This is a genomic window from Oceaniovalibus sp. ACAM 378 (genome assembly GCF_008085915.1).
Lineage (GTDB): Bacteria > Pseudomonadota > Alphaproteobacteria > Rhodobacterales > Rhodobacteraceae > Oceaniglobus.
Genome location: NZ_VSJK01000001.1, coordinates 201,103 through 214,289 on the forward strand (window position 1 = coordinate 201,103; position 13,187 = coordinate 214,289).

Genomic DNA, 13,187 nt, shown 5'->3' on the forward strand with positions numbered 1-13,187 from the left:
TCATTCCCTTTTCTTCATGGTTTCAGCTGCGGCGACAACACCGGTGTGTCGCGCCAGATCGCCAGCGGACACACCCAGACGGCGGCGCCAGTTGGGATGATCGTACACGGTTCCGGGCAGGTTTGGTTGTTCGATCAGACCCAAGGCATCCTCGGCCTGAACCGCGACAAGCCGCGATGGGGTTGCGGCAAGGAACCCGTGCGCATTGTCGCCGGTCGGTCCGCCGACCATCGCGTCAAACGCCGCCACCTCGACCATCCGGAGTGCAATTGCCAAAGCATGTTCCGCACCATCCAGCGCGCCGGTGTCGCGCCGCCAGTCAATATCGCGACCCACCCGCCATCCCGCATGGGTGGGCAGATCATGGGTGGCGACCGAACTCAGCGCGCGGCGGGGATAGGTGCCGGCGGGGCTGAACACCGGCACGGCGGCACTCCAATCCCTCTCGAACATTGCCACCCGACAGCCAAGGATGCCAGACGCTTCAAGATCGGCCTGCAAGCCCTTGGGAATGTTTCCAAGATCCTCACCTACAATCACCGCGCCAACGCGCGCTGCCTCGATCCGTGCAACCGCCAAAAGCGCTGCCTTGGGCATCTGGACATAGGCCCCCGGCCCACCGTCCGGCACCCAGAACGCCCGATCAAACCCCAGAATGTGATCGATCCGCAGGACCCGGGCGAAACGCAACTGTGCGCGCAGAATATCGCCGAGCGCGGCAAATCCGGTCGCTGCCAGATGCAGCGGACGCATCGGCGCGAGGTTCCAGGTCTGTCCACCCCTTGAGAAGGCATCCGGCGGCGCACCCAGGGAACAGCCCGGTGCGAACAGATCGGGATCGCCCCAAGTCTCGGCCCCATGGGGATGCGTGCCAACCGCAAGGTCAAGATACAGCCCCAGTGCCATGCCGTCGCAGGCCTTTGCCACCCCAGCCAACTGCTGCTCGGCAAGCCATTGGCACCAGCCGTGAAAGCGCAGCGCGTCGGGGTTAAGATCTGCAAAATCCTCGACTTCGGGCGTGTCTGGCGAATGAAACCCGGCGGGCCAGTCGGGCCAATAGGCACCAAATTCATCCGACAGCGCCTGATGCAACGCAAACCGGCGCAGCGCCTGACCCTCGGTCGCGATCCAACGGTCGATTGCAGGATCGGCACCGGTTGTGGCGTATAATGCCCGCAGCGCGGCGGATTGTGCCGCCGTGAACGCAGAGTAATCGACGAGATCCGATGGCCCGACCTGCGCGCCCGCTTCGATGTGCAATGTCGAAAACCGCCGCCGACTGGACGGTGCATAGGGGCTGAAGGCCATGGCATCGCAAGGAAATCCCGCGTGGACCGGGTTGATGCCGACAAAGGCAGCGCCAAGCCCGCCCAGCCCGGCTGCCACCTCGGCCAGATCACCATAACTTCCCACGCCGCCGTCTTCGGCGCGACGCAACCCGTAAAGTGGCAGCGTCAGTCCCCAGCATCGCGGCGGTTCGGGCAAGGTTTCTGGCGCGCAAAGCAACCAGGTGGTGTGGCCTGCGATCTCGAGTTGGTGACGCCCCAACGGCAGCACCGGCAGCGCGCCGCGCCCTTCGGTCTTTGCGCCGTCCTCGGTCGTCAAGGTCCAGCGATGGGGCAGCACCGGGCCAGCCTGATCTGCGACACAAACCAGCCAATCCGGCAGCACCCGCGCCTCTTCCCGCGCCCTGAGCTGCTCCAACTCGGCTTGCGCACGGGTCGGATCGAACCCCATGGCGGTGATCAGCGCAGCGCGGGTTTCAGGCGTGGTGTCGTGCCAGATGCCGGTCTGATCCTGAAATCGCGGCAAAATCCCCAGCCGCCCGGCCAGAACGGTCAACGGGTCGCTCACTCCAGCGGCTCCAGCACCAACGCGACGACAGAATGCGCGCCCACCTCCAGAGCGGTGCCGGTCAGGGTGCGTGGTGCGGCATCGGGGTCGGCGGTGTCAATCTCCAACACCCACGCGCTGCCCTCGGGCGGTTCGGGCAAGACTGCCTCGCGCCCCTCGCCCGAATTATACACGGCAAACACGGCTGTTTCGGTTTCGCCATAGCTGGGGCTGCCCGACGCCGTGCGCATCTCGGCGCAGATGCAATCCAGCGCCGGATCCTCCCAGCCGGATTCCGAGATTGGGGTGCCATCGGCGGTTGTCCAGAACAGATCGACCTTGCCGTCGATCGCGCGTTCATGGGAATGCAGGAACAGTTTCTGCCGCAGGATCGCCCGATCCCGGCGAAACGCGATCAGGCGGCGGGTGAAGGCGTGAAAATCCGGCTCGGCCCGGGACCAGTCGATCCAGCTTATCGCGCTGTCTTGGCAATAGGCGTTGTTATTGCCCTGTTGCGAATGGCCCATTTCGTCGCCCGCCAGCAGCATCGGCGTGCCCTGTGACAAAAACAGCGTCGCCATCAGGTTGCGCCGCCTTTGCGCGCGGGCCGACAGGATAGAGGCCTCTTCTGTCGGTCCCTCAGCCCCCATGTTGTCGGAATAATTCTCGCCGTGGCCGTCATTGCCGTCTTCGCCGTTCGCCTCGTTGTGTTTCTCGTTATAGGAAACAACGTCTTGCAAGGTGAAACCATCATGGGCGGTGATCAGGTTGACCGAACTTGTCGCCGGGCGGCCGGAATGGTCGAACTGCAATGCCGATCCGGTCAGACGGTCGGCCAGCCCGGGTGCCATGCCGGGATCCAAGCGCCAGAACCGGCGCACGGTGTCGCGGTACTTGTCATTCCACTCCATAAAGGGCGGCGGGAAAGCACCCAGTTGATACCCCCCCGGCCCGATATCCCAAGGTTCGGCGATCAGTTTTACGCCCGACAGCACGGGGTCTTGCCGGATCGCATCGAAAAACGCAGCACCCCGGTCGAACCCCTGATCGGTGCGCCCCAGCGTCGAGCACAGATCGAACCGAAATCCGTCCACATGCATCACTTCGACCCAATAACGCAGGGAATCCATCACCATCCGCAGGACCATCGGATGATCCACATTCACCGTGTTTCCGGTGCCGGTGTCGTTGTGATAGAACCGCGCATCCTCGGCCAGCCGATAATATGACAGGTTGTCCAGCCCGCGGAACGCCAGCGTCGGGCCCATTTCATTGCCTTCGCAGGTGTGATTGTAAACCACATCCATCAGCACCTCGATGCCTGCGGAATGGAACCGTGCAACCATCTGCTGAAACTCGGAAATCTGCGCCCGGTGCAGGTATCGCGGCTCGGGCGCGAAAAATCCAAGCGTCTGATAACCCCAGTAATTCGTCAGCTTCTTTTCCACCAGAAACCGGTCGTTCAGAAACGCCTGCGCGGGCAACAGCTCGATCGCGGTGATCCCGAGATCCGTCAGGTAATCCAGCATCGGATCGGACGCCATGCCAAGGAACGTGCCCGGCAATTCAACCCCCGGGTGCAGCGCGGTCAACCCTTTGACATGCGCCTCATAGACCACGGATTCCGTCACGGGGGTCAGCGGCGGCTTGTCGCGACCCCACGAGAACGAAGGGTCCTCGACCACCGAACGGGGCATGAAAGGCGCGCTGTCGCGTTTGTCAAAACTCAGGTCGGCGTCATCGGCGCCGACGGTATAGCCCATCAGCGCGTCATCCCAGATCGGATGCCCGGTCAGCCGTTTGGCATAGGGATCGATCAACAGCTTGTTTGGGTTGAACCGGTGGCCTTCCTGCGGCGCGAATGGCCCGTGGGCGCGCAGCCCGTATTGCTGCCCCGGACGCATGCCCGACACAAAACCGTGCCAGACATCGCCATCGCGTTCAGGCAGGTCAAGCCGTTCAATCTCGTGTTTGCCATCTTCGGAAAACAGGCACAGAACCATCCGCTGCGCGTGTTCGGAAAAGACGGCGAAATTCACGCCGTCGCCGTCGAATGTCGCGCCAAGCGGGGCGGCGCGACCTGCGGTCATCACAAATGGGGTGCTCATCCGTCGGTCATCAACCTTTGATACAGGGCGGCATAATCTGCGGCCGAAGTTTCCCAACCGACCGGGTGCGCCATAGCATTGAGCCGCATCTTCCGCCACACATCTGGCATGGCGTAAAGCGCAATCAACCGGTCCAGAGCATCAGACAGCGCAGGAACGCTCACCGGGGTGAACTGTACTCCGGTTGCAACGCCCGCGCGCAGTGCCGCGTCGTTGGCAGAAATCACCGTGTCGGTCAGACCGCCAGTCAGCGACACGACCGGGATGGTGCCATATCGAAGCCCGTAAAGCTGTGTCAGACCGCAGGGTTCAAAACGCGACGGCACCAGAATCGCATCTCCGCCCGCCATCATCCGATGGCTCAGCGTCTCGTCATATCCGATCCGCACCCCCACGCCGTCATGCCGCTCGGCCAGATCAAGAAATGCCCGTTCCAACCCCGGATCGCCACTGCCCAGCAAGGCCAAGCGTCCGCCCTGTTCCAGAAACTGCGGCAGAGCCCCGATCAGCAGGTCCAACCCTTTTTGCTCGGACAGGCGCGAAATCACGATGGCCAGCGGCCCGTCGCCCGCGGGCAATCCGAACTCCTGCACCAGCCGGGCCTTGTTCGCCGCCTTGCCGGGTGGCGCGTCATAGGCGACTATGGCGCTGTCAGTGGCCGGGTTCCATGCCTCGGTATCGATCCCGTTCAGGATACCCGACAGCACGCCCGCCCGCGCCCGCATCACACCATCCAGCCCCATGCCGAACTCCGGCGTCATCAATTCGCGCGCATAGCCGGGTGAAACCGTGGTCAGCCGGTCGGCGAACATCAGACCGGCCTTCAGCGCCGAAATCCGTCCCCAGAATTCGGCGCCATCAGGTGTAAACGCCCAACGCGGCAGGCGCAGCGCATCCAGACTGGAGGCCGGGGCCAGCCCGTGAAAGGCGATGTTATGGATCGTCATCACGGTTTTCACCTGCGTCGCCGCGCCGTTTTCGCGCAGATACAACGGCGTCAGGCCCGCCTGCCAATCGTGACAATGGAGGATATCGGGTCGCCAACCCGCCACACCTTCGGCACCGATCCGCGCCGCCATCCATGACAGTGCCGCGAACCGTTCAGGATTGTCTGTCCAGTCCTGCCCGCCCGCATTGAGATAGATCGATCCGGGGCGGTCAAACAGGTGCGGCGCGCGCAGGATCAACAGGTCAAGCCCCGCAGCCCTTCCCGCCACCACCTCGACCCTGCCACCAAACAGGTCATCCTCGGCCAACACCACTTTGCCCGCACCGATCTGTGACAGAACCGCCGGATAGCCGGGCAACAGGGTACGCATCTCGCACCCCTGCCCGGCCAGCGCGGCGGGAAGCGCGCCCACCACATCGGCCAGACCGCCGGTCTTGACCAGTGGCGCGCATTCCGACGCAACCGACAGCACCCGTGTCGTCACTTGGCCGCCCTCGCATCCATCATTGACTGGGTGATCAGCGTTACGCCACCCTCAGAGACGCGGAACCCGTTGGCCCTGTCTTCCTCCACATCGAACCCGGCGCGCATCCCTTCGGGAATCCTGACGCCCCGGTCGATCACCACCTTTTTCAGCTTGGCCTTCCGTCCGATGTTGACATAGGGCAGCACGACCGCCTGTTCGAGCGTGGCATAGGAATTCGTATGAACCTGCGTAAACAACAGTGATTCCCGGATCTCGGTGCCCGAGATGATGCATCCCCCGGCAACAAGAGACGACAGGGCGACGCCGCGCCGGTCCGGCGCGTCATGGACGAATTTTGCGGGGGGCACGGATTCAGAATAGGTCCAGATTGGCCATTCGTGATCCCATAGGTCAAGATCGGGGGTAAAGCCGCACAGATCGATGTTCGCCTTCCAGAACGCATCGATCGTGCCCACATCGCGCCAGTATGCCGGCGCTTCGGGGGTGTGGCGCACACAGCTTTCCTCGAACCGATGCGCCATCGCCTTGCCGTTTTTTACGATATCGGGAATCAGGTCGCTGCCAAAATCATGGCTTGAATTCGGATTCTCCGAGTCGCGGATCAGCAGATCGCGCAGGAACGACCATCTGAAGACATAGATCCCCATCGAGGCCAGCGTGATATCCGGGTCGTCCGGCGTTCCCGGTGGATCCTTGGGCTTTTCCAGAAACGAGGTGATCCGGTCGCTGGCGTCGATGTCCATGACCCCAAAGGCCGAAGCCTCGGAGCGCGGCACGGTCAGGCAGCCGATGGTGACGTCGGCGTCGGTGTCTACATGCTGACGCAGCATCAGCTCGTAATCCATCTTGTAGATATGATCACCGGCAAGGATCAGAACGTAATCCACACCGTAACTGTCGACAATATCGATGTTCTGAGTCACGGCGTCGGCGGTGCCCAGATACCATTTATTTTCCGAAACACGCTGCGATGCCGGCAGGATATCAAGATATTCGTTCCGTTCGGCGCGAAAGAACGACCAACCGCGCTGGCAATGGCGGATCAGCGAATGCGCCTTGTATTGGGTGGCGATGGCCATTTTCTTGATGCCCGAGTTCAGCGCGTTTGACAGGGCGAAATCAATGATCCGGGTCTTGCCGCCAAAATAGACGGCGGGTTTTGCGCGGGTGTCCGTCAGTTCCTTCAGCCGGCTGCCCCGTCCCCCGGCCAGTACAAAGGCCATGCTGCGGCTAGACAGTCTCGCATTCGGTTCCGCCATGGTTTCCCCTCCCGTTGCGGGCATTTGCCCTGTTTTATTTGGCGCGCCGCTTGGGCTGAATCCGCGCGGCGGCGGTTTTTACAACAATCAATCCTTGATAAAGATCAGCGTGGACAGGGGCGGGAGCACCACAAGCGCCGATCCCGGTTGCCCCTGATGCGGCGCATCCGATGCATCGACCGCGCCCATGTTTCCACGATTTCCGCCCCCATAGACGCCCGCGTCGGTATTCAGCAGCTCGCGCCAGCGGCCCGCATGGGGCAGGCCCATCCGGTAATCAGTGCGTTCGACCGGCGTAAGATTGCACACCACGACGATTTCGGCATCGTCCTCGCCGCCACGCCTGACCCAGGACAGGATCGAATTTTCGGCATCGTTGACCTCAATCCATTGGAAACCCGTCGGATCGCAGTCTTTGACGTGCAGCGACGGGTGTTCGCGGTACAGCCCATTCAGATCACGCACGAGATTTTGCATGCCCCGGTGCGCCGGATCGTTCAGAACGCCCCATGTCAGTTCGGCGTCGTGGTTCCATTCGCCCGGCTGGGCGAACTCCTGCCCCATGAACAACAGCTTTTTGCCCGGATGCCCCCACATGAACCCGTAATAGGCGCGCAGATTGGCGAATTTCTCCCAAGTGTTGCCGGGCATCTTGTCCAGCATGGAGCCCTTGCCATGCACAACCTCGTCATGGCTGATCGGCAGGATGAAATTCTCGGTGAACGCATAGTGTATGCCAAAGGTCATCTGATGATGATGGTGGCGGCGATAGATCGGATCCCGCTCCATGTAACTCAGGGTGTCGTTCATCCACCCCATGTTCCACTTGTATCCAAACCCAAGCCCTCCGGCATCCACCGGCTGAGACACGCCGGGAAATGACGTGCTTTCCTCGGCCACGGTCATGATCCCCGGCTGCTGGCCATAGACGATGGTATTGGTGTCGCGCAGCATGGCGATCGCTTCATAATTTTCGCGCCCGCCGTCCTTGTTGGGCACCCATTCATCATGTTTGCGCGAATAATCACGGTACAACATTGACGCCACCGCATCCACGCGCAGCCCGTCGACATGGTATTCCTCAAGCCAATACAGGGCGTTGGATACCAGAAAATTCGCCACCTCAGAGCGGCCATAGTTATAAATCAGGGTGTTCCAGTCCTGATGAAACCCCTCGCGTGGGTCGGCGTGTTCATAAAGATGCGTGCCATCGAACTTGCACAACCCATGAGCATCCGCGGGGAAATGGCCGGGAACCCAATCGAGGATCACGCCGATGCCCCGAATATGCGCCGCCTCGACCAGATTGCGGAATTCGTGCGGCGGGCCGTGACGCACGGTGGGCGCGAACAGGCCGACCGGCTGATACCCCCATGAGCCGTCAAAGGGATATTCGCTGATCGGCATCAGTTCGATATGGGTGAACCCCATGTCGACGACATAATCGATCAGCTGCTCTGCCGCCTCGACATAGGACAGCGGGCGATTGCCATCCTCGGCGACACGACGCCACGATCCCAGATGCACCTCGTACACCGAAATCGGCGCGGTGCGGGCGTTGTTTTCGGCGCGGTAATCCATCCATGCGGCATCGTTCCAGCCAAAACCGCGAATATCGCGCACCATGCTGGCGTTCAGCGGTGGGTGTTGCGAGCCAAAGCCAACCGGATCGGCCTTGAGCGGTTGCAGAGTACCGTCGGCGCCAATGATCTCGTATTTGTAGACTTCTTTGTCGGCCACAGCCGGCACGAAAATCTCCCAGACCCCGGTGCCGCCGCGCCGCCGCATGGGATGGCGCCGGCCGTCCCAGTGGTTGAAGCCGCCGACGACGCTGACCCTTTGGGCATTGGGCGCCCAGACGGCGAAATGGGTGCCCGCTGTTCCCTCGTGGGTCATCACATGCGCACCCAGAACGGTCCAGATCCGCTGGTGCGTGCCTTCGCCCAACAGGTATTCGTCAATCTCGCCGATCACCGGGCCAAAGCGGAAGGCGTCCTGAAAATCCCAGAAATTACCGGCCCCGTCGCCACCCTTCAGGGTATAGGGTTCGCCGTCTGGAATTTTGCCGGTGAACACCGACAAACCCTCGGCCACCCGGGTCAGCGGATGATCCTTGCCGTGAACGACTGCCGCCAGTGTCGCAGCACCGGGATCCATGGCCGTGATCCATGTCTCGCCCCCTGTGACATGCGGGCCCAGAACCGCGAACGGATCGCCGTGCCGCCCGTCATGCAGCGCCTGCGCCGTCTCGACCGTGACGGGCGGGGCGGCACTTGCAGGCTTGCGCGCAGCCGCGGGTTTCGCCGGTGCTGCCCGGTCTTTGGGTGGCTTGGTCGCGCCTTTTGCCCCGGGCTTTGGGTGGCCCACGGCGGGTTTGGTCACGGGTTCGGCGTTGGTTTTGGCGCCGGATGTCTTTGCGGGTGTTTTAGGTGTCTTCATGACTCCCACGTTAGGCCGTTTGAGGTGTTTCTCAAGCGATTATCGTGTTTGCCCGCTTTGAATGTGGCCTTATTCCGCCGCTACAACCGCCCGCGCACCCCATATATCCTGCATATAGCCACGGATCGTGCGGTCCGAAGAAAACCAACCCGAGCGCGCCGTATTCAACAGCGCCATCCGGGTCCAGCGCTCCTGATCGGCAAAAACCGCGTCCACTTCGCGCTGTGCGCGCCAATAATCGGTGAAGTCCGAAGCCACCAGAAAATAGTCCGGCCCCGTCAGGTTGTCGGTGATCGCATGGAACAGCGTCGGATCGTCCCGCGAGAATACACCCTTGCGAATGGCGTCTGCCGCGCGGGCCAGACGCGGATCGGCGGCCACGGCCTGTGCCGCATGGCCATCCACCTCGCGGCGCGCGACGACTTCGTCTGCCGTCATGCCGAACAGGAAAAAATTGTCGGCCCCCACATGTTCGCGGATTTCAACGTTCGCCCCGTCCAGCGTGCCCACCGTCAGCGCGCCGTTCAGTGCGAATTTCATGTTGCCGGTGCCCGATGCCTCTTTACCGGCAGTGCTGATCTGTTCCGAAAGGTCCGATGCCGGAATCAACCGCTCGGCAAGCGTGACGTTATAGTTCGGCGGATAGACCACCTTGAGCCATTTCGACGTCACCGGATCCGCATTAAGTATATCCGCCACATTGTTGATAAGATGGATTATCTGCTTCGCAAACACATAGCCCGGTGCCGCCTTGCCACCAAAAATCTTGACCCTTGGTGTCCAGTTGCCGTTCGGATTATCGCGAATCTCCTGCCACAGGGCGATGGTTTCGAGGATGTTCAGGTGCTGGCGTTTGTATTCGTGAATCCGCTTAATCTGGACGTCGAACATGGCCTGCGGGTCCAGCGAGATGCCCTGCGTCCCGGCGAACCAGTTCGACAGCTCCATCTTGTTGTCACGCTTTGCCGCCGCATAATCGGTCAAAAACCCGGCGTCATCCACGCGCGCCTCAAGCCCTTGCAACTGCTCAAGATCTTCAATCCAACCGTCGCCGATTGCCTCGGTGATCAGGGAAGACAGGCGCGGGTTGGCCGATAAAACCCAGCGGCGCGGGGTCACACCGTTGGTTTCATTGACGATCCGGTCGGGATGCAGCGCGTGCAGATCCTTGAACACGGTCTCCTTCATCAGCCCGGTATGCAGCGCCGACACGCCGTTGACCTTATGCGCCATAGTAAAGGCGATTTCGCCCATCTTGACCTCGCCCCCCTCGCGCAGGGTGATGTTGCGGGTCGGATTGGCCTTGGCGTGGGCATCGTCAATCGCCTCGATCAACTGCATATGGCGCGGCAGCAGATCCGACATCAGGTCTTCGCTCCAGCGTTCCAGCGCCTCGGGCAACAGGGTGTGGTTGGTGTAGGACAGGCAGCCGCGCGCTGTTTCGATCGCGTCGGCCAGCTCCATGCCCTTTTCATCGTGCAGGATGCGCACCAGTTCGGGGCCTGCGATGGCCGGATGCGTATCATTCAGCTGAATCGCCACTTTCGACGGCAACAATGTCAGATTGTCGTATTCGCTGTCGAACCGGCGCAGGATGTCGCGCAGAGAGGCGGCGGTGAAAAAGAACTCTTGTTTCAGGCGCAGGCGCTTGCCTTCGGGGGTGCTGTCGTCAGGATACAGCACGCGGGAAATCGTGCGCGCCAGCGCCTCGGGCTCGGCTGCACCGTAATAATCGCCAGCATTGAACCGGTCGAGATCGAACAGTTTCGTCGGCAGGGATTCCCACAGCCGCAGGGTGTTCGCCCACCGCCCCTTCCAGCCGATGATCGGCGTGTCATGGGCCTTGGCAATCACGGATTCGCCAGGGGTCCAGACCGCCGTCTTGCCCTGCGTCGCCACATCGCCGCCAAAATCAATGGTATAGCAAGCCTCGGGCCGCTCAAACTCCCAGGCATGGCTCTGCTGCAACCAGTCCTCGGGCGCTTCTTTCTGTACGCCGTTCTCAAAGCTCTGTTTGAACAGCCCATGTTCATAACGAATGCCATAGCCATAGGCGGGGCAGCCGATTGTCGACAGGGACTCAAGGAAACACGCCGCCAGCCGCCCCAGCCCGCCATTGCCCAATGCCGCGTCCGGCTCATCCTCAACCACGGTCGCCAGATCGGTTCCATGGGCACGCAAGGCCGCATCGGCCGTTTCGAGCAGGCCAAGGTTGACGACCGCATCCTCAAGCAACCGCCCGATCAGAAACTCCATCGACAGGTAATACACCCGCTTGTGCTGTCCGTTATAGGTGGCGCGGGTGCTGGCGAACCAAGGATCGACAATCCGGTCGCGCACGGTCAGTGACAATGCAAGCCGCCAATCCGTCAACTGGGCATGGATCGGATCCTTGCCCATCGAATAGGTCAAGTGGCGGGCGATGGCATCGGCAAAATCTGACGCTGAATCCTTGGCGGACATCGGATATCCTTTCTTCCCCCTCAAACGGGAGCGTGTTGGCGGTAACCGCAAGCCGCAGTTATTTTCCAAACCGGACAGCCTTGCAACCGCTTTGGACAGAGTTTTCGCACTATACGCCGCGTCTCTCTGGCAGGCGACGCGAAAATGCTGCACTGCAGCAACACCAATTCATCGACGGGCACGCCGCTGCGTTACGATGGCTCGATTGTCGGTGGGCGGGAAAGGCCTGTCAATTCCAGTCGCTGCGGTTAGGGTGTGGCGCGCACAACAAGGGCAGAAAATGGCCAGACGCGACCTTACGACGGGATCGATTGCCGGGCATTTCCGGGCGCTCGCCATTCCCACGGCCATCGGCCTTGTTTTCACCACGCTGTATAACGTCGTCGATGTCTATTACGCCGGGATGCTGACCACTGATGCGCAGGCCGGGCTGGCGATTTCGTTTCAGGTGTTCTTTGTCCTGATCGCGGTTGGGTTTGGCCTGTCCACGGCGATGTCGGCACTGGTCGGCAACGCATTGGGCGAAGGTTCGGGGGATGAAACGCTGACTTCCTGTCAGGGGTTGGTCTTTGCCGCCGTGGTGTCAGGGCTTGGCATCGTTCTGGGCTGGTTTGCCGCGCCACCCTTGATTGCGCTGATCTCGGAACCCGGGGCATACCGCGACGCGGCCAACGCCTATCTGGGGGTGCTGATCTTTGCCGCGCCCGCGTTCCTGATCGCCTATGGCGCGAACGGTATCCTGACCGCGCAGGGCGATACGAAATCGATGCTTTATGCCAATATCGGCGCGTTTTTTGCCAATGTCGCGCTGAATCCGCTGTTCATCTTCGGTCTGGGACCATGGGACGGGATCGGCTTCAACGGGATCGCGCTGTCGACACTGGTCAGCCAGAGCGGGGTCGCAGCCTTCATCCTGTGGCGCGTGTTCGCCTCGGAGGTGATGCAGGGCAAGCGCCATTTCGCCCCCGATCTTGCGATGATGGGCCAAATCGCCGGTCAGGCGTTTCCGGCCAGTTTCGCAATGATGGTGATGATGATTGCCGGTTTCGTGGTGCAATATTTCCTGAAAAGCTTCGGCGGCGCGGCGGTTGCGGCCTACGGGATCGCGCTGCGGATCGAACAACTGCTGCTGCTGCCTGCCTTTGGGTTGACCGGAGCGTTATTGCCCATCGCATCGCAGAACATGGGAGCAAGGAATTTCGATCGGGTGCGCGAGGCGGCGATGTTCTGTTTCAAATCCGGCATTGTCCTGATGCTGGGCGCGTCCTGCGTGCTGTGGTTCGCTGCCGGGCCGGCGCTTTCGGTGTTCACCGATGATGCCGACGTGATCGAGATTGGCAAAAGCTACCTGCATGTCGACGGTTTCATCCTGCCCGTCTATGTCATGCTGTTTGCGATCAATTCACTGCTTCAGGCCTTTCGCAGACCGGGTGTAACGCTGTGGATCGGGATCTATCGTCAGGGCGTCGGAGTGGCTCTGTTCGGCTGGATCTTCGTTCGGCTGTTTGACATGGGATATTTCGGCGTCTGGCTGGGCATTGCAACCGCCGTCACCACCGGGCTGGCCCTGGCGCTGGTCCTGACGGAACGGGTTGCCCGCCAGAAGATCGGCGGGTTGTTCCGGCGGGCTCAGGTCAGGGCGTGCTGAG

Annotated in this window: 7 protein-coding genes; 1 reads left to right on the forward strand and 6 read right to left on the reverse strand. The window is 61.5% G+C overall.

The features are described from left to right. The 6 genes from FQ320_RS00920 to FQ320_RS00945 form a co-directional block, all read right to left on the reverse strand. On the reverse strand, positions 1 to 1,854 hold the full coding sequence (locus FQ320_RS00920) for a 4-alpha-glucanotransferase (protein WP_148469109.1): 1,854 nt from the start codon (positions 1,852 to 1,854) through the stop codon (positions 1 to 3). Next, positions 1,851 to 3,941 (reverse strand): glycogen debranching protein GlgX, encoded by a 2,091-nt coding sequence (glgX, locus tag FQ320_RS00925; RefSeq protein ID WP_148469111.1) that lies wholly within the window; start codon positions 3,939 to 3,941, stop codon positions 1,851 to 1,853. The genes FQ320_RS00920 and glgX overlap by 4 nt, the downstream gene beginning before the upstream one ends. Continuing rightward, positions 3,938 to 5,374 carry a glycogen synthase GlgA gene (gene glgA / locus FQ320_RS00930; RefSeq protein ID WP_148469113.1) on the reverse strand — a complete coding sequence of 479 codons (1,437 nt, stop codon included), beginning with the start codon at positions 5,372 to 5,374 and terminating at the stop codon, positions 3,938 to 3,940. The genes glgX and glgA overlap by 4 nt, the downstream gene beginning before the upstream one ends. Further along, entirely contained in the window at positions 5,371 to 6,636 is a 1,266-nt protein-coding gene (gene glgC / locus FQ320_RS00935) for a glucose-1-phosphate adenylyltransferase (RefSeq protein WP_148469115.1), read from the reverse strand. The genes glgA and glgC overlap by 4 nt, the downstream gene beginning before the upstream one ends. 87 nt (positions 6,637 to 6,723) lie before the next feature. Beyond that, the gene (gene glgB / locus FQ320_RS00940; protein ID WP_148469117.1) at positions 6,724 to 9,075 is read right to left on the reverse strand and encodes a 1,4-alpha-glucan branching protein GlgB; all 2,352 of its coding nucleotides are present in this window, start codon (positions 9,073 to 9,075) and stop codon (positions 6,724 to 6,726) included. A gap of 69 nt (positions 9,076 to 9,144) precedes the next feature. Continuing rightward, on the reverse strand, positions 9,145 to 11,538 hold the full coding sequence (locus FQ320_RS00945; protein ID WP_148469119.1) for a glycogen/starch/alpha-glucan phosphorylase: 2,394 nt from the start codon (positions 11,536 to 11,538) through the stop codon (positions 9,145 to 9,147). A gap of 280 nt (positions 11,539 to 11,818) precedes the next feature. Between FQ320_RS00945 and FQ320_RS00950 the strand changes: the two genes are divergently transcribed. After that, positions 11,819 to 13,186, forward strand: a complete 1,368-nt coding sequence (locus FQ320_RS00950; protein ID WP_148469121.1) for an MATE family efflux transporter — start codon at positions 11,819 to 11,821, stop codon at positions 13,184 to 13,186. The last annotated feature ends 1 nt before the right edge of the window (position 13,187 follow it).